We start from the raw sequence: 18,597 nt of genomic DNA on the forward strand, positions 1-18,597 counted from the left end.
AAATAAGTTGAAACAGGACTCTTCATATATATCAATAGACGAATTTGAAATCTTATCCAGTTTTATCTACCGTAAAAGCGGTATCAAATTAGAAAATAATAAAGCATATTTTATGAATAATCGTGTTCAGAAGCGATTAAAAGATTTGAACTTTGCAAGTATTTCTGACTACATTCGATATCTTAAATTCTCAGATAGAGACGGCAAAGAACTTCAGCAATTACTAAATCAGGTTACAATAAATGAAACTTTCTTTTTTAGAGATTATCCTCAACTGGAAGCTTTTGTTGAATGTTTAAAAGATGTAGTAAATAAAAAAATGGAAACCAATCACTACTCACTAAACATTTGGAGTGCCGGTTGTTCGACAGGAGAGGAACCTTATACCTTATCTATAATCCTCCATGAAATTCTTGATGATATTGATAAATGGAAAGTTAAAATCATAGCCAGTGACATAGATGAAGAGGCCTTACATAAAGCCGAAAGCGGTATATATGATTACAGAAGTTTAAAAGAGACACCGGAGGAATATATCAATACATATTTTTCCTTTGAGCCCTCTATAAACAAATATTCAGTTCAAAAAAATATACGTTCAAAAATAAACTTTGAACATTTGAATTTAAATGATAAACATAGTATGAGAAGTAAAAATAATTTTGACATTATCTTTTGTAGAAACGTATTAATTTATTTCGATGATGAATCCAGAAAAAGAGCCGTAGAATATTTTTATTCAGCTTTAAACAAAAACGGTTACATTTTTCTTGGCTCAAGTGAATCTATGGGCCGTATCACTTCCGCCTTTAAGTTATTACGGATAAACAATAAATATCTTGTATATTCAAAGGAATAACAATGAAAAAGATTCTTGTTGTAGACGATTCTCCAGTTGTAAGAAATTATCATATGCTTATTTTAAAGAAATATGGTTACGAAGTCAATGGAGCTGAAGATGGAGTTGAAGCTTTAGAAAAATCTTTAAAAGAAAATTTTGATCTAATTCTTTGTGATATTAATATGGCAAACATGGATGGTTTAACCTTTATACGAAAGTATCGAGAACAGGAAAAAGAAACTCCGATTATTATCATTTCAACCCAGGAAGAAGAACACCAAAAGACTCAGAGTTTTGATGCGGGTGCGAATTATTATATTGTAAAACCGGTTATTCCGGAAAAGTTAGCGGAGCACATTAAGCTCCTTATAGGTTAATTATGAAACTTACGATTAAACTTCCTTCAAGTTGCACAATTCGAAATGTGGAAGAGGTAAGGGAGAAAGTGTTTGATAAATTTAAAGGCCTTGAAAAACTTAATCTAATCATAGATGTAAATGATATAGAAAAATTGGATACGACTTTTTTTCAATTTTTACTTTCTATAAAAAAATATGTAGAGATGAATAATTCCGAATTTCATATAATAGGAAACTCAGAAAGTCTACATAATATTATGTTATATTACGGGATACAACTATAAGGAGAATTGCGAGTATGGCAAGAAAAATTTTAGTTTTAGACGATGCTTCCTCTATGAGATCACTTTTATCAATTACTCTGAAACAAATGGGCTTTGAAGTAGTTCAGGCCATTGACGGGAATGATGGAATAGAGAAATTAAAACAGAATACTGATGTAGAATTAATTTTTTCCGATTTAAACATGCCGGGTAAAAATGGAATTGATTTTGTTAGAGATATAAAGTCTATGCCGGCATTTAAAACAATACCGGTGGTAATGCTAACAACAGAAAGCCATGAAGATAAAAAAGATGAGGGGAAGAAAGCCGGGGCTATGGCCTGGATAGTAAAGCCATTCAAAGTTGAAACCATACAGGCTGTTGTTAAAAAAATTCTGGGTTAATTATGGAAAAAGAACTCGAAGAATATAAAAAGCAGTTTTTTCTTGAATCAAAAGAACTACTAGAAACTGCTTCAGATAATGTTCTTAAGATAGAAGCTAATCCAGAAAACAAAGAACTTATCAATTCTTTATTCAGGGCAATTCACACAATTAAGGGTTCTGCAGGGAGTTTCGGATTACAAAAAATCTCAGAGTTCGTACATTACGTTGAAAATTTAATCGGTTTAATTCGAGATGATAAAATAGTGGTTAACTCGGAAATAATTGATTTGATACTTGATTTATTAGATTACACGAGTGAAATTTTACAAGAAAGTGAAGCCGGAAATGATTTTACAATTGATGATATTTATATAAATAGTATTTTTACATATACCGGAGAGCAAAAGTCCTTAAAAAGTCCGGAGGATAAATCTACTAAAACAAAAGTTATTTCAAAAAAGAAATTATATATTGCGGAAGGGGTGTTAAGAGACCTACAAGATAAATATAGTTTTGGTATGCGAGCCTATAAAATTTTACTCCATTATACTGATGAAGAGTTATCTAATGGATATGATCCTTTTGTCCTTTTGAAAAATATATATACCAATTCTATAGAATATATTTGTTTAACTGAAATTTCAGTTCCCTCTCTTCCTGAGTTTCAAATAGGTAAATTATATCTTAATCCGGTAATATATATACTTACTCGCGAACAACCTGAAAATATTTTAGAATTAGCCTTTGACGAATCCTTAATTGAATTATATGAGTTTACTGAAGTTTTCGAAGATAAGGTATCTTCACAAGAAAAACAGAAATCTATAGATACCGAGATAGATTTAAGCAATATAGATGAAGATACCTTAAATGAATTTTTAAATGGAATTGATGATATTTACAATTATCTTCAACCGAGCCTACTTGAGTACGAGAAGACCCAATCCTTAGAAGAACTTAAAAAAATTTATCGCTATATACATACAATAAAAGGAGACGCTTCCTATCTCGGTTTAAATGACATCGTGGAAGCGAGCCACGATCTTGAATCCTATATTGAGGAATTAAAGAGTTCGGAAAAAAAACCTGAAAAAGTCGATATTGAAATGATATTCGTGAGTATTGATAATATCTTTCACAAGATAATCAATATAAATAATCGTATTCGTCGTTCTACTAATATTTCAGATAACTTTTATAATAAAGGAGATAAGGGTAATAATGATTCTGAGTTTTACTCTTTAAGTCCGGGTTTAAAAGAAGCTTTTTTTGAACATTTAGAACAAATATGTGGTGTTATAACTACTAAACTTTCTAACTTGGATGAGATAAATAATCAATCCATTATATTACGTTTATTGAAAACAATTGAGCATTCAAGCAAGTTTACATCTATCCAAACTCTCAATTCACTCGTGAATGCTTCTATAATGCTATTTAGTGAGAATCCGATTCGCTTCAACCTTCTCAAAGAATCTATAAAAGATACTCTTATCTTCATCCAAGGCTTTCTCGGTCAGAGTAAAAAACTTGGCCAAATACTTATTGATGAGAACATTATATCTAAAGAGGATCTGGATTTTGCTTTAAAGAAACAGAAGCCAATTGGTGAGATTTTGCTTGAGACTGGAAAACTAAAAGAAGAAGATCTACAAAGTGCTCTCAAGAAACAAAAATTAATGGAATCCGGAAGACAATTAAAACATAGCAGTATTTCTCTTATAGAAGGAAGTTCTTTTATGAGAGTAGACGAGCACAAGATAGAAAGTTTTTTCAACCTTATCGGTGAATTGATTGTAGCCAGAAATACTTATGACTTTTATCTCGGAGAATTAAACTCTAAGGATCTTCAAGTAAATAATCATAACATTTCCAAAGCCTTAAAAGATAATTTACATGTAATCTCAAGAATAACAAATGAAATGCAAAGAAGCGTGATGTCGCTTCGAATGGTTCCGGTAAAACAGGTCTTCCAAAAGTACTATCGAGTAATTCGTGATATTGCCAGAAAGCAAAACAAAGATATAGAATTGAAAATAGTTGGCGAAAATGTAGAAATGGATAAGAAAGTAGCCGATGCTCTTTCAGAACCCATGGTACATTTAATTAGAAATGCCTGCGATCATGGTATAGAAAAACAAGAAGAACGTAAAAAAGCCGGCAAACCGGAACAGGGACTTATCACCTTAAAAGCATCCTATGAAGGTAATAATATACTCATCCAAATAATTGATGATGGAAAAGGTTTAGATAAAGATAGAATATTAGATAAAGCGAAGATGATGTCATACCCGGTAGATTCCTTATCTGAAGAAGAAATTTATAATCTAATTTTTTTACCCGGTTTATCTACAGCAGATAAAGTTACGGATGTTTCAGGAAGGGGAGTTGGTATGGATGTGGTCATGTCAACAGTGAAAAGTCTTGGAGGAAAAGTTAGGGTTTATTCAAGTCCGAATCTCGGCACCAATACCAGTATATCACTTCCTGTTTCCATGGGAGTTAGTAAAGTTTTAATTGTAGAAACCGGTGGTTCTGACTTTGCAATTCCTCTTGAAAACGTAATTGAAGCTATCAAAATTTCAAAAAAGCAAATTCATATTATTCAGGGAAAATTGGCTTTTTATTATCGAGGGGAAGTTTTGAATCTCGAACGATTCAATTGTATATTAAATAATACACATGTAGAATATAACGATTTGATTATAGATGAAATATTTCCTGTGCAAAATATAGAAATTCCAATAATAGTCCTACGTTCAATTGAAGGAAAATTTGCTATTATTGTAGATAAATTGAAAAAGAATATTGAAATAGCAATAAAACCTGTTCCTAAGCAGTTACAACATATAAATCTAATTAGCGGTGTGACTATTATGGGTGATGGTAGTGTAGTACAAGTAATTAATATTGAAGAAATAAAATAGTTTAGGAGAAGATAGAAATGCAAACCAGTAAGTATATCGCAGAAATACTAAAAACTAATATTGATGAAATTTCCCAAAAGTGGATAATCGGTATTACAGAAGAAGCCCCGCAAATTATCGATCTTTCGGGTAAGGAAATTATAGATAACGAAGCTAAACATACAGTTATTCTTTTAGCTAATTCTCTAGAACAAAGTGACGATTTGGATTCTCAGGAATTTTCCGAATTCAATACCTATATATCAGAGTTAATCAAAGAATTTGCAATTAAAAATATAAATTCAAATGAAATTTTAACTTTCACAAATACACTCAAATACTCCATCCTTCCTTTTTTAAAGACTTCCGACGCTGAAACATATATTTCTAATATGCTTTTTTTAAATAGTATTTTTGATAAGCTTCTATTATTAGTCTTTAGTGTATATGCCCTGACAAATGAGGAAACTATCAAAGAGCAGGCAAAAGCAATTCTGGAGATGTCTACTCCTGTAGTTAAGGTTTGGAATAGAATTATTCTTCTTCCTCTGGTAGGAATACTGGATAGCTCAAGAGCAAAAAAAATGATGGAAGCCCTGCTTACTGAAATCGAGTCTTCTCAGGCAAAAATTGCTATTCTCGATATTTCAGGAATACCCATTATTGATACCCTGGTCGCAAGACACCTGATTAATACAATCTCAGCTGTGAAATTAATGGGAGCAGATTGCATTTTAACCGGAATAAGTTCTAAAATTTCTCAAACCATTGTTCATCTTGGTCTTGATTTAAGTGGAATTGTTACCAAATCCTCCCTGGCAGATGGCTTGCAGCTAGCACTTTCAAGAACCGGGCAAAGTATTCAGTAGGTAATTAATGTGGAAGCAGAAGTTACAATCTTAAAACTAAAGGATACTCTAATAGTCCCGGTTCAAGTAGAATTACATGATAATGCAGCAAAAGCTTTACAGGAAAAGATTTTAATGTCTATAGAAAAAGAAAATGCCCAGGGTTTAATTATTGATATTTCAGGTATATTTATTGTAGATAGTTTTTTAGGTAGGATACTTGCAGAAACTGCAAAAATGGCAAAGCTCATCGGCGCAAAGGTGGTTTTAACCGGTATGAGAAAAGAAGTGGTAATGACTTTAATTCAACTGGGCTTAAACCTAAAAGATATTGATACTGCATTGAATCTGACAGAAGCTCTTGAAAAAGTAAATCCGGAGTTTTTCAAAGGAAATGAAGAATAACTATGAGCAATAATGACAAGCTGTGCGAAGTGCCTATAAACACTTTTGAAGATGTATTATTAGCCAGGAAAAAAGCCAGGGATATAATGGATAAATATGGTTTTCCGGTACTTGAGCAGACAAAATTCATTACAGCAATCTCTGAATTGGTTAGAAATGTAATAATACATGCTAAAGACGGTAAAATGGTAATATTGAGTCTTTCATCCGGTACCAAAAAAGGAATCAAATGTATCGTTTCAGATAAAGGACCCGGAATAAAAAATTTAAATCAAGCTTTAACGGAAGGATTCAGCACAGTAGGTTCTTTAGGTCTTGGATTAGTAGGAGCTCAAAAACTTAGTGATGATTTTAATATCAAGTCACAGGTATCTATAGGGACAGAAGTAATTATTATTAAATGGCTTTGATTAACGTTTTTTTTGAAAAACCTTTATCCATTAAAATAACTGAAGAATATAATGTATTATTCGCCAGGAATTCGATTCGAAATTATGCAGTTTCAGTTGGATTCGAAGATTCTGAATTAGAAAAGATTGAACTCGTCGTTTCTGAATTAGGAATGAATATTGTAAAGTATGCAAAGAAAGGAATATTAAAGGTTAGTAAAATTTCATTTCTGCAATATAAAGGTATTGAAATTTCTGCACTTGATGATGGACCGGGCTTTGATAATATAATTGAAAAAGTAGAAAAAAAAACTCCTGCACTCATAGGAGAATCTCTTGGGGCAGGTCTTTATACAATTTATCATTTAATGGATGAATTTCAGGTTAATTCCCAAAAAAGCAATCACTCTATGCTTGGAACTGAAATTATTGTTAGAAAATGGGTAGATATCCCTTCTTTTATGAAAGTATCAGCGATTTCTCAACCAAGACTTGGTGAAAACAAAAATGGCGATATATTTTTCATTAAAACCCTACCTGAATATATCTTCTTTAGCGTTATAGATGCTCTTGGACATGGTGATGAAGCAGCTCTTGTTGCTAAAAAGGCTTATAATTTTCTAAAAATTTTCTTTTATCTTCCTTTACCCACGATTATTGACGAACTCCATAAATTATTAAATAATACAAGAGGAGCTGCAATTTCAATTTGTAAAGTTATACCTGTTCATCAAGCTATTGAATACATAGGTATCGGTAATGTAGATTTTAAAGTTTATGGCTCAGAAGCTAAAGTTAAAGCATATAATTACCATGGTACTTTAGGTATGCAGATAGAATCTAATCAACATCAAACCTTTTCCTATAACCGAGGTTCTACCTTTATCATGTACAGTGATGGCATTGCAGAACATCGTTTGGAACAAGCCCAGCTTAGACTTCAAACCCAAAATCTTGCTAATTATATAATGGATACATATAATAAAAAACATGATGATGCTACTATCTTAGTACTACGTTAAATCCTCTCCTTTTATTTCTATCTTTACCTCGTTTTCTTCATATCCTATCAATATCCTGGTATCCTTTAAATCCCTATTATTTGCAAGTAAGCGACTTAAGGTAGTAACTACATGCTTTTCTATAGTCCTCTGCAAAGGTCTTGCTCCATATAAGGGATGGAAACCTTTCTGACTAAGATAATCAATAAGAGTTTCCTTATATTCTAATTGTATATTTCGAGAGCTAACTCCATCTCTTTTTTGCAATTTTGCAAGTTCTATATAGGTTATTCGTCTAATAGATTTTTCATCTAAGGGGACAAAAGGAAGTATATAATCGAGACGGTTTACAAATTCGGGTCTAAAAAAATCATAAATAGCCTTTTTATAATCCGGTTGTGTAATATCAAAACCAGGAGATGGTTTACTCTGACTTCCAAGATTTGTTGTCATTATAACTATACAATTTCTAAAACTAACATCCCTTCCTGATACATCACTAAATATTCCTTCATCCATCAAACTTAATAATACATCAAAAAATGATGGATCTGCCTTTTCTATTTCATCAAAAAGTATCAAGCTAAATGGATTAGCTCTAACATGTTGAATTAACTTTCCGGGATTGGATACATTTTCTCCGATTAATCTTTGCATTTGATGAGGATACTGGTACTCACTCATATCAACTCTAAAAATTGGGTTTCTTTTTTTCTGCTGCCCGAAGAAAAATTCAGATAAAGCCCTGGCAGAAGCTGTTTTTCCAACCCCTGTAGGTCCGGCAAATAAAAGGGTTGCAATCGGCTTCTCTGAATCCATTATTCCAAGTTTATAATTGTTTACTACCTCAATCAATTTTTTTATAACTGAATCTTGACCTACTATTCTTTTAAAGAAAAATTCTTGTATATTTAATTCATCTATCAATACATCATTTCTAATGATGGATTCAGGGAATCCTGAATAAGAACTAAATATTTTTTGTATATAAGTTGAATCTAACTCTTTGATATGTTCCCGATGTGCTGCTCTTGCTGAGTTTACAATTAATCTTAAAGCTTTTCCCGGAAATTTTTCATTATGCAGATATTTTTTACTCAATGCAAAAACGGTTTCTTTAGCAGAATCATCTACTGATATCTTATAATTATTATTTAGATAGCTTGAATAATAATTTAGTATTTTTTTTACTTTAGAATAATCCATTTCCTTAACTGATATAATATGAAACAGTGACATAAAGGAAGGTAACATTTGAAATGCTTTTTCATATTCTCCCGGACTTAGATCTCCTATCATACTAAATTTCTTTTCTTTTAAAAATGGATTCAGATAAGCTGCAAGTGAATCAATAGGTGTTTCACCACCGGTATATAGTAATTGCATAAAATCTGTAACAAACAGATAACTATTCCAGTTCTCGAGTTCCTCAGCCAGCCTTTCACAATTCTCCTGCCATTCTCCTAGATATTTTGCATTGGATACAAGACGTTTTGAGTTCGTATTCCAAAAGTGAATTCGAACATCTTCTTTGTCTTCACTATCATCATAAGGTATGTCTTCATCATTTTTAGTCGAGTCAAAAAATAAAGTTCCTGAGGAAGCACCTGCATTTCTTATATTTCCTTGATTCCGACTAACACTTTTTATGACATCCTGTATTATGCTTGTTTTTCCCGTTCCTGAATCACCAACAAAAAGAATATTTTTTCTCTCAGAGTATATAGCCTGCAATGCTTCTTCTATAATTTCTTCTCTCTCATAAGCGGTTGATAAATTAAAACTAATATTCTTCCTAAATAGTTTAATTGGTTCCAGATCTGCAAATTCCGGGATGATTCCATAGTTAGGTTTTTCTATACCTACTTTTGCATCTTTTTTTAATGATATATGCACTTCCATTATTTTAGGATTTTCTTTCATTATATAAGAAAGAGCTTCTTCAGGCATTACATTTCCTAATCTCTGTTGAACCTGTTGGCTAATGAGATACTTCAGTTGCTCTTGTTCAAAAAATAAAAAATCAATACCCATATATGGCAAAAAACAATGAAAATGATAGCCATATTCATTTTTACCGTAATAAGCTGCTACCTTCATTTCTACCTGCTGAGGAAGTATATACGTTTTCTTCTCTTCGTGATATGCAAGAGAAACAGCTACATTGTACATTTTCAGTTCAGGCTTTATAAAAAAATCTTCCTTCTCAATATAATTTTCTGATACAAATTTCTGAATCTCTTTCTTAAAAGATTTTTCACTTTTAACAATAGCATGGAATCCTATTTCAGGAATAGTACCATAGGTATATCCCCTATTTGTTTTCCAGCAAAGCATATTTACACTTTGTTTACTCACCTTATTCCTCTTCTTTTATAATATGTGGATAAAACATCAGTAACCAATCCTCATATTCAGGCTCTTTATAAACTGAAAAACCACTATAGAAATCATTTATAAATCGTATAGTATCTTTACTTAAATCTATATAAGTATCATACTCATTATCGCCATATGCGGAATGATAAGCATAGCTTCGTTTCCATATCAGATTATCCTCATCTTGCCAATTAGATGAAAAAGTGTAATTATCACTCCACACTTCCGGAAAGGTTTCACTTTCAAGAATTTTATAGGAAAAATATATAGGAATAGGTACCTGAAAAGAGCGCAAAAAAATATGAAATCCCTTCTCTTTTGTAATAATCTTTTCTAAGCCCGGTCCTTTAAGAATAATATAAATTGCATTTTCTTTTCGAACATTTTGATAAATAGTATCTGCTTGAACTTTTTCCAAAAACACTTTATATAAGGAACTTAACTTCTCAACCGAGGCAAAGCTTTCTTCACTTTCACTGATAGCTTCGATTTTTATAATAAAATCCTTATCCTTCTTCCTGAACTGGTTAACAAAATAATTCATATATGCGAATTTAATATTCTGAACCAGATCAGGATGATATTCCCGATTGGGCTTAACTTCATCATATTCTTCAAACGACTCTTCAAGCGTTTTTGTGTAATAGGTAACTTCTTTAATATAATCTTCAATCTCCAAATAAGAAAATATTTCTTTCCCCAAATGTTTATCATTTAAGTGATGAGGTTTTTTCATTACCCTTGTGTGTGAAAAAGAAATTTTTGGAGTTTTTATACTGGTGAGTGCATGATAACTGATAACCTCTTCATTGTAATATTCTTCTTCTATAGCTTTACACTCCATCGAATATTCCCAATACAGAGTTCGTTTTTCAATCGGTAACTCTTCAAGAATAGTTTCGATACGTTCCTTCAATTCACGTATTTTTTCAATTATAATTGCTTTTTCCTTAACTTCCCATAAAGATTTATATATTTTATCTCTTGCTTCTGAAAATATATCCTCCGTCTGAAGTTTTATAAACTTTAACTCCGGGGACTTATTTTTATATCGAATTAAAAGAATACTGGCATGTTTTCCTTCAAAACTTGATAACTGTTTGCCTGCAACTTCTACAATATTTTTTTCTAATTGTCGTTTTAAGGATCTAGCTCCATATTTTTTATCTATCACCTTTTTAGTCATTTCCATTAAGGCTTTCCTATCAATACTAAGCATTAATGATCTTTCAATAAATCCATCTCTTTTAATAATTTTAGCTATTTGTAATTGAACTAATTGTTCAATATCCTCATCCTTCAGATTTTCAAATGGTAAAATTTTATCTATTCTATTTAAAAACTCCGGTCTGAAAAAATCCTCACAAGCTTTTCTATATACACTTCTCTTATCTAAATTTTCACTATCAAAACCCGGTATCTTTGTAGCTTCTTCTGCTCCCAGGTTACTTGTCATTATTATAATAGTATTAGAAAAATCAGTTGTTTGTCCATTAGTATCTGTCAGTCTCCCTTCCCCTAAAACTTGTAATAACAAATCATGAACTGAAGAATGAGCTTTTTCTATTTCGTCAAACAAAACTAAACATGTACCAAGTTGTCTTACACGACTTGTAAGATATCCATCCGGATTTGAATAGGATCCAATTAACCTCGATACGGCATCAAATGAGATATACTCATTCATATTGATTCTTACAAAGGATTTATCATCTTCAAATAAGTACTTACATAATAATTTAGCTGATTCAGTCTTTCCCACTCCGGTAGGCCCTATAAACAGTAAAGAAGCAAGAGGCTTTTTCGGTTCATTAAAACCCGCTTTCACCAACTGCACTATATCAACTAATGATCGTTTAGCTTCTTCTTGTCCCACTAATTTTGCATCAAAAAAAGCCTTTACACGCTTTTGTTCTAATTTTCGAGTCGTATCAGTGATTACGCTTTTAAATCGAAAATACTTTCTTACAGCATACTTAATATTATTTTCATTAACCCTACCATATTTTCTTGCGGATTCATAAAGTAAGTTCACCGGAAACGATGGTAAGTCTTTTTTTGTTCTGGTATTTAAAGATTGTTTAATAATCTCAATAAGTGCTTCATTAGAAAAGCGTATTTTATCTTCTTTTTCTAAAAGAACTCTATGGTATTGTAATACATCAATAAGTTCTTCTGTTTGTAAAGTATCAAGCTGTATAGTATAGAATAAATCTGTAAACTTTCTTTTACTTGCTTTGATGCTGGCCCATTCTTCCGGACTGGCTTCTGCAATAACCGCAATTTCACGGTTTTCCATATACACTTGCAAAACATCAGCCAGACTCAACTTGCTCTGAGATGTATGACCCACTCTAAAAAAAGCCGGTAGATTTTTAATATAAAGTCTATCGGTTCTTGGATAGAAAGAGGTTTTTATTCTATTTGTTCTTTCTATTATCTTTGTAATTCGAGTATAATATCGACTCGGTTTTATTATATCTTCTTGCCTATGAATAATATAATCTAAAATGGCTTCAAATCGCCTCTCCCAATAACCTATTATACTCATCCCCGCAATCACTCGTAACGGATCCACATACCAGGTTTTTGTAGCAACATTTTCCCAGCTTGATTTCAACTCTGAACGTAAATTTGTATATTCTGCATTGTGAAACTGTTTCAGTGCCTGGTTGATAACTGAAGTTTTACCGGAACCCCTTTCCCCTAAAATCACAATACAGGGTGGTTTGTCACCTTTTAAGGCTTTTTCAATCTCCCTCACCGCGTTTTCTTGAGAAGGTATCCTTGCATAAGAAGCATTGTAATTCCATTCCATACCTACTTTCTCTATCTCTTCTCTTCCATTAAAACTTCTAAAAATATTTAGCATCGAAAGGTCTTCAGAACTTTTCTTGATCATTTCGAATGGACTGTTTATGAAAAGCTGCATATCAATATAAGTATGAAATTCATTAGTATAGTAATATTTATTGAAATCTATTTCCGTTTCATCCTCTTTAAGTTTATCTCGGAAAAAGTTTAATATAATATCTGTTAATATAATATCTTTTTTATTCTTTCCCTGGCCTATCACCATAATCAGACTATCTAAAGCAGGAATACATACATAGTGGATATTGTTAACAGTAAAGTAAGCCAATAAAAATTTTCCATTTATAATTTTTTTCTTAAACTTTACATAAACCTCTTTTGTCTCTATATGAAATTCAGGACTAAGGCCTGCTAAAATTAGAATATCAGCTTTTTCAAGGTCTGGAAAAAAGTCATTAAATTGTGTCTCAATTTTCTTCTTAAATTTCTTTACAGCTACATCATATTTTTCGTGTTTTACAATAGGTATAGGAAATAAAAGTGGTCTGATAGAATAATTTTTAGATTTCTTCTGTTTAATTAAAACAGGCAATCTTATTTTCATGGAACTCATTTGAAAAATCTCCATAAATTCATAGGATGGTTTTGAATCAAAAATTTCCATAAATCAGATTCTTTAATGTGTAAATTCTTCATATTTTTATCTCTATAAAAAATATCCTTTATCATTCCTGCTTTGATAGTTCTCTTTGGAGTTCCATTCTTTTCTGAATATTTTTTCTTTATAGAAGTGCAAATATTCGTACAATCAGTTGAATAAAAATTCTCCAATTTTTCAATACCAATATAGGCAAATGACTTCTTATTCTTGGTTTGTATACTAAACTTTCCGGCTTCTCCTTCCCAGAATAAACCGGCTCCTTCTCCCTCAAATTCAAGAACAAAAAATGCTTTTTCTGCATCGAAATCAGCGCTGTCTTTACTATAGCTTTGCAGAGCTTCCGGATAGATTTTATTACATATATATATTTCTCTGTTTTCTTCTTGGATTTCTTTAATCTGATAAGTATTCAGATTAAATTTGTAATTAGGATAGTTTTCTTTTATTGCTCTGTGCATAGAAATATAATATTTAAATAAAGATACAGCCATACTTGCTTCTGCATAGATTACAATTTGCAAATATTTTTCTCTATTATGGTAAATATAATAATCTAAACATAAGGAATATAAGCTTTTTTCCCAGTCATTAAATAGAGCAAAAAGATCTTCACCCGGTTTCTCTACATTTAAGCGAGAATCAAAACACAGTCTCTCTAAATCATAAACTTCACTTTCGCACTTTTCATAATTCTTGATAAACTCCTCCCTTTTACGAAAATCATCCCAGGGAAAACTATCCGCTTGCTTTGACTTATTTCTTTTAATTTTCTTTAATTTTTCAGCTTTAGCCTGATCCATTTTAAAGTTATTAAAAAATTCGATATAATGTTTACCATTTAAAATTTCATTCAACTGCCGTCTTTTAGAGGTAACTTTATCCAGGACAGATTTGGAATTTTTTTCTAGTTTCTGATTTTCTATTGAGTTAAGCTTCTTAACCTTAACTTTAATCTCAGAATCATCTTCCACTCTTAAGTCAACTTCATATTCTCCCTGTCCCGAAAATCGGTTAATTTCATAAGATAGAGGCAATAATAATTCATCTTGCAATACACGTTTCACCTGTCTTGCCCCGTAGCGAGTATCTACTGCCCTATTTGAAAAATGTTGTACAAGAGCATTATCATATTCTAATTGTAGATTCTTTTCAATAAAACCACTTCGCTTCTGCATTTCCTGAATTTCCCGTTTTACAATCAATTCTCTTTCTTTTTCTCCTAAAGAAGAAAAAACTACAATTCTATCGATACGATTATATAATTCAGGTCTAAAATATTCACTGATGATCGTTTCATAGCGATTTCCAACTTCCTTTGAGTTTCCGGTTTCCCTGGCAATGCCGGGTGGAGATTTGAAACTTTCCCTTGCTCCCAGGTTAGAAGTCATAATAATGATACAACTACAAAAATTTGCAAGTTCTCCTCTCGAATTAGTTAATCTTCCTTCTCCTAAAATTTGCAAAAGTAAATCATAAAAATCAGGATGAGCTTTCTCTATCTCATCAAACAGCACAACCGCAAATGTGGATTGTCTGATTTTGCTTACCAGGGATGCTTTGTCAGACCCCACATCTCCGGTAAGTCTTAACAAAGAATAAGGATTATTATATTCAGACATATCAAGACGAATAATACGGCCTTCATCACCAAACATGAAATCAGCAATAGCTTTCGCCATTTCGGTTTTACCTACTCCGGTTGGACCGGAAAAAAAGAGCGAGGCTATCGGCTTACTAGAGGGAGATAGGTCTGCTTTTACAGTCAGTAAAGTATCCACTACAGTATCAATGGCTTCTCTCTGCCCGAATAAACGATTTGCAAAGTATTCTCTAACTTTGCCGTCATCTAAGTTCTCTTTGCTCGATAACATAAAAGCAGGAATTCCCGACTCTTGTGAAAAACTTTCTAATACAATATCTTCTGAAATCGAAGATAAATCAATACTACCTAATAAAATTGCTTCCAGGGATCGGATAGTTTTTCCCGGAAATCCTGAATAGGGAAAAAAACGTTTCTGTAAGCGAATTAATTTAGTTATGCTTTCTTCCTGAATATGAATTTTTAATTTCTTTGATAATTCTTGAATAGAGGAAAGGATAATACTTTTCATTATATCATCGGATTTTGTTGGTATCCATAAATTATAAAAGGCGGAGGCAAAGGCCGGATATCGATGGCTAAAAATAGCGTATTCATCAGCTGTACATTCAGCAATAACACAAAATTTTTGTGCTTGAATAGATTCCTTTAATGCTTCTCCAACACTCACCTCATTTCCTTCATATTGACCAATTTCAAAGTATTCAGGAAAATGTCCAAGATATAATACAACATCATCTCTCTCTAACTCTTTAGATAGTTTTTGTAAATTTGTTTGCCATCCACTATCATCTGTCAAACTACGAATAAATCTCGAAGCACTGGTTTCTTTACAAACTCCTTTTTTAATACTTTCTAATTTATGCTTAATAAAATAATATATTAACGCAGACTTACCTGAACCGGAAGGTCCTATAAGCATAATACTTTTTCTTTCATTTTCTTTAAAAACAGAAAGAAGTTCCTCTAATTCTTCTTCCATATGATAAAGTTCAAAATCAGGATGTCTTGGTGATAAAAGAATTTTATTATAATAGGCATCTTTACTGGTAGTACTTTCATTTTTAGATAAATTTGGAAGTTCTATACTTTTGTTTAATAATATTGTATGAAAACCTTTAAAGCTTTGAATACATAAAAATCTTTCGAATTCTTTAAAACGCTTCTTGCGGTTAAACTCAATAAGCAAAGAGGACTGAAGAAGTTCTTCTAATTTATCCAAACTATTAGCAAATACTTCTACATTCAGATAAGGAATTAGGGCCTTATAATTACCGGTCCCCAACTCCCAATAAATATAGTCAAAACTTATTTTTATATCAGAAAAAATATTCTTATGATTTGCTAAAATAGGAAAAGAAATTCGTTTAGAAATAATCTGAGTAGGTGCTTCTAATTGAACTAATTTAATGATTCCCTGCTCAGACGCATATTTCTCCAATAAGTTAGAATAATCTTCCAAAACCCTTCCCGAACTGGTATTCACCTCCAGAAGTTGCCCCGGACTAAAGCAAGGTATTAAAATCCTGCTCTTATTGGGAAGAATGTATTCTGCAATACAAAACTGATAATCAATTTTTTTTGACAATTGTTTGGCCTGTTTTTGTTTTTATTTAATAATGAATGAGTATGCTTTTTCGTCCACCTTAAAATAATGTTTTTAGGATAAAAATAAGGTCTTCTTTTAGTTCCTTATATGTCCGCAGTACTGGCAAACTGCTTTTCCCTGCAAAATCGAATATTTTCCTCCGCAATGCACACAGGACTTTTCTCCAGAGCTTCTTTGAAACAATTGTTTATTGATAAGACGGTTTTTTTGCCTATCATAAACCGATGATATTAAATTATTCTGGCTCAAATACCTGGCAAAATCATATGCTTCTGAATCAGAGACCTGTAAAAACTTTGCGAACTCAGGAATACTTATATCTTTATTTTTGTTAATATAATTTTGTATTTCATTTTTTTCTAATTCATCAAAATGATATAAAGCCCTTTTAGTATTCAACTTTCTTAGATAATACAATGGAACAAATAAAAATAGAAGAAATATATTAATAAGCATAGCGGTCATATATCGTTTTCCTTCTATTAGTTGTTTTGCAAGTACTTCGATATACATAATAGAAATATAAACTGACAAAGCAAAGATTCCTCCTCCCAGAAAAATTCCTAAGAATATATCACCATCACGAGAGCTTGCCTCCGAAGTAATGCCTACCAGCATAAATGTCAGCCCCCAGGTTAATACCGGGAACTTAAACATATTCACTATATAAGAAAAAGTTTCTACTACTACAGGAATCGGTTTTTTCTTTTTCTTTTCACTTATTGACTTATGATATTCGACTTCGCAATACGGACAAGTAATTATATTACCGGTATTTAATTCATTATAAGCACCACAATTTCGACACAACCTGTGACCTTCTTCAAATTGAAGAGCAGAAGGAGAATACACCATATTTTCTTCTTTCTTTATAATCAGCTCTCCTTCCATAGAAGAAATTAATTCATATAAACGTCTTTCACCTACAGGAAAAAGTTTTAAAAGCTCTGTTATATTAAGTTTTCCTTCCTCCTCTACCCTTTCTATAATTTTATAGGAAGAGTTTCCATAGTAAATACTTAATATTTCCCTTGTCCAAACAAAATATACAGTTAAACTTAAGATATATAAATATAATATAGCAGGTTCTAAAGTACTTAGAGGTAGAATTGAAAAATAAAATAAAGGAGAAGCAAAAGGTACATGATAGGATTCTCTCTTTTTTTGTTTTAAAAGATTTTCCAGATGAAAATAAAACATTCCAAATACTATCAGGAGAGTCATATTACCAGCCAGATCCGTTAAAATATGGCTAATTCGATTTTCATCCATTTTTAATGCAGGATTCAATAACCAGAAACGGGACCATTCTAAAAAAAAGAAAGAGACCAGAACAAATGTTGATAGATTTAATAGTCTTATAAATAAAATTGAAAATTGCAAAGGTAAGAATCTACATACTATAGCCAGTACTGATGCCAGTATGAAAATATACGGTAGAACTCTTCCCTGGATAAAAAACTCTTTAAAAAGCGTTTTAAGGTAAGGTCTTTTTATAACCCCCTTAGACAGATGCAAGGTATTCTTTAACCAGGGGGACTTTTCCTCACTTAAATCAAAGCGTAAAAGAATAGATCCATCTCCCTGCTTTAACCACTTATCTTTTGTAATCCAGTTTTCTACATCCCAGGTATTTAAGGAAAGACCTGCCGGGAGTTTTAATCTACATTCAAACATATTTATCTTGATAGGTAAATAGAAAAAAACAAATTCAAATTTTATTATATCCTCATTATTTTCAAACTTTGTAGAATAATAATAATCATAAGAAAAACTTATCTTTTTTGTTCCGGGCTTTAATTCAGGAAAGCGGATATAATTCCGTTCTCCACCATATTTATATTGGCTAAATTCTAATTTGTTTCCTGAAGAGTCTTTTAAAGTAATATTCGAGATTCTTTTTCTTAACGGATACATATAAGGGATAGTTCCCGAGAACAGGGTTCTGTTAATAGAAGGAATACCCTCCTCTCCCGTAAAATGATATGTTTCAGTTACTCGAATAAAATCTTCTTTATGAATAATTAAGTCGACTTCTAAAGTTTGGATCTCTACAGCGAAAACAGGACGGAAAATAAACAGCAGGAATAAAAAAATGAAAAAGCGCATTCGAACCCCCAAAAACTACCCGCGTAG

General features: G+C 31.7%; 13 protein-coding genes. 9 read left to right on the plus strand and 4 right to left on the minus strand.

Going from position 1 to position 18,597, the window contains the following annotated elements:
• The first annotated feature begins 28 nt into the window (after positions 1-28).
• Genes H7A25_14030 through H7A25_14070 form a run of 9 tightly spaced genes read left to right on the plus strand, consistent with a single transcriptional unit; the run spans position 29 to position 7,419 of the window.
• Complete coding sequence (locus H7A25_14030; GenBank protein ID MCP5501021.1) at positions 29-859, plus strand: protein-glutamate O-methyltransferase CheR; 831 nt, start codon at positions 29-31, stop codon at positions 857-859.
• A 2-nt stretch (positions 860-861) separates the two neighbouring features.
• Entirely contained in the window at positions 862-1,218 is a 357-nt protein-coding gene (locus tag H7A25_14035) for a response regulator (GenBank protein ID MCP5501022.1), read from the plus strand.
• 2 nt (positions 1,219-1,220) lie between these two features.
• Positions 1,221-1,484: an STAS domain-containing protein gene (locus tag H7A25_14040; GenBank protein MCP5501023.1), complete on the plus strand. Its 264-nt coding sequence runs from the start codon at positions 1,221-1,223 to the stop codon at positions 1,482-1,484.
• Between the two features lie 14 nt (positions 1,485-1,498).
• Entirely contained in the window at positions 1,499-1,867 is a 369-nt protein-coding gene (locus H7A25_14045; GenBank protein MCP5501024.1) for a response regulator, read from the plus strand.
• Between the two features lie 2 nt (positions 1,868-1,869).
• Complete coding sequence (locus tag H7A25_14050) at positions 1,870-4,776, plus strand: Hpt domain-containing protein (protein MCP5501025.1); 2,907 nt, start codon at positions 1,870-1,872, stop codon at positions 4,774-4,776.
• A 17-nt stretch (positions 4,777-4,793) separates the two neighbouring features.
• Positions 4,794-5,624, plus strand: a complete 831-nt coding sequence (locus H7A25_14055) for an STAS domain-containing protein (GenBank protein MCP5501026.1) — start codon at positions 4,794-4,796, stop codon at positions 5,622-5,624.
• 9 nt (positions 5,625-5,633) lie between these two features.
• Positions 5,634-6,008 carry an STAS domain-containing protein gene (locus H7A25_14060; GenBank protein ID MCP5501027.1) on the plus strand — a complete coding sequence of 125 codons (375 nt, stop codon included), beginning with the start codon at positions 5,634-5,636 and terminating at the stop codon, positions 6,006-6,008.
• A gap of 2 nt (positions 6,009-6,010) precedes the next feature.
• Entirely contained in the window at positions 6,011-6,418 is a 408-nt protein-coding gene (locus H7A25_14065) for an anti-sigma regulatory factor (GenBank protein ID MCP5501028.1), read from the plus strand.
• Positions 6,409-7,419 (plus strand): SpoIIE family protein phosphatase, encoded by a 1,011-nt coding sequence (locus tag H7A25_14070; protein ID MCP5501029.1) that lies wholly within the window; start codon positions 6,409-6,411, stop codon positions 7,417-7,419. The genes H7A25_14065 and H7A25_14070 overlap by 10 nt, the downstream gene beginning before the upstream one ends.
• On the opposite strand, the gene H7A25_14075 is transcribed toward H7A25_14070, so the two are convergent.
• From H7A25_14075 to H7A25_14090, 4 genes are all read right to left on the minus strand, one after another.
• Positions 7,411-9,756, minus strand: a complete 2,346-nt coding sequence (locus H7A25_14075) for an ATP-dependent Clp protease ATP-binding subunit (GenBank protein ID MCP5501030.1) — start codon at positions 9,754-9,756, stop codon at positions 7,411-7,413. The genes H7A25_14070 and H7A25_14075 overlap by 9 nt on opposite strands.
• Position 9,757: 1 nt before the next feature.
• Positions 9,758-13,255 carry an AAA family ATPase gene (locus H7A25_14080; protein MCP5501031.1) on the minus strand — a complete coding sequence of 1,166 codons (3,498 nt, stop codon included), beginning with the start codon at positions 13,253-13,255 and terminating at the stop codon, positions 9,758-9,760.
• Positions 13,201-16,440: an ATP-dependent Clp protease ATP-binding subunit gene (locus tag H7A25_14085; protein ID MCP5501032.1), complete on the minus strand. Its 3,240-nt coding sequence runs from the start codon at positions 16,438-16,440 to the stop codon at positions 13,201-13,203. Before H7A25_14085 ends, H7A25_14080 begins: the two co-directional genes overlap by 55 nt.
• Before the next feature lie 96 nt (positions 16,441-16,536).
• Positions 16,537-18,570, minus strand: a complete 2,034-nt coding sequence (locus tag H7A25_14090) for a hypothetical protein (GenBank protein ID MCP5501033.1) — start codon at positions 18,568-18,570, stop codon at positions 16,537-16,539.
• Positions 18,571-18,597: the final 27 nt, after the last annotated feature.

The sequence above is a fragment of the Leptospiraceae bacterium genome (genome assembly GCA_024233835.1).
Classification (GTDB): domain Bacteria; phylum Spirochaetota; class Leptospiria; order Leptospirales; family Leptospiraceae; genus JACKPC01.

Excerpts from the sequence above, each read along its gene's own strand:
- H7A25_14035 (MCP5501022.1), top strand. The coding sequence starts at position 862 with ATGAAAAAGATTCTTGTTGTAGACGATTCTCCAGTTGTAAGAAATTAT.
- H7A25_14040 (MCP5501023.1), top strand. The coding sequence starts at position 1,221 with ATGAAACTTACGATTAAACTTCCTTCAAGTTGCACAATTCGAAATGTG.
- H7A25_14045 (MCP5501024.1), top strand. The coding sequence starts at position 1,499 with ATGGCAAGAAAAATTTTAGTTTTAGACGATGCTTCCTCTATGAGATCA.
- H7A25_14050 (MCP5501025.1), top strand. The coding sequence starts at position 1,870 with ATGGAAAAAGAACTCGAAGAATATAAAAAGCAGTTTTTTCTTGAATCA.
- H7A25_14055 (MCP5501026.1), top strand. The coding sequence starts at position 4,794 with ATGCAAACCAGTAAGTATATCGCAGAAATACTAAAAACTAATATTGAT.
- H7A25_14065 (MCP5501028.1), top strand. The coding sequence starts at position 6,011 with ATGAGCAATAATGACAAGCTGTGCGAAGTGCCTATAAACACTTTTGAA.
- H7A25_14070 (MCP5501029.1), top strand. The coding sequence starts at position 6,409 with ATGGCTTTGATTAACGTTTTTTTTGAAAAACCTTTATCCATTAAAATA.
- H7A25_14080 (MCP5501031.1), bottom strand. The coding sequence starts at position 13,255 with ATGGAAATTTTTGATTCAAAACCATCCTATGAATTTATGGAGATTTTT.
- H7A25_14090 (MCP5501033.1), bottom strand. The coding sequence starts at position 18,570 with ATGCGCTTTTTCATTTTTTTATTCCTGCTGTTTATTTTCCGTCCTGTT.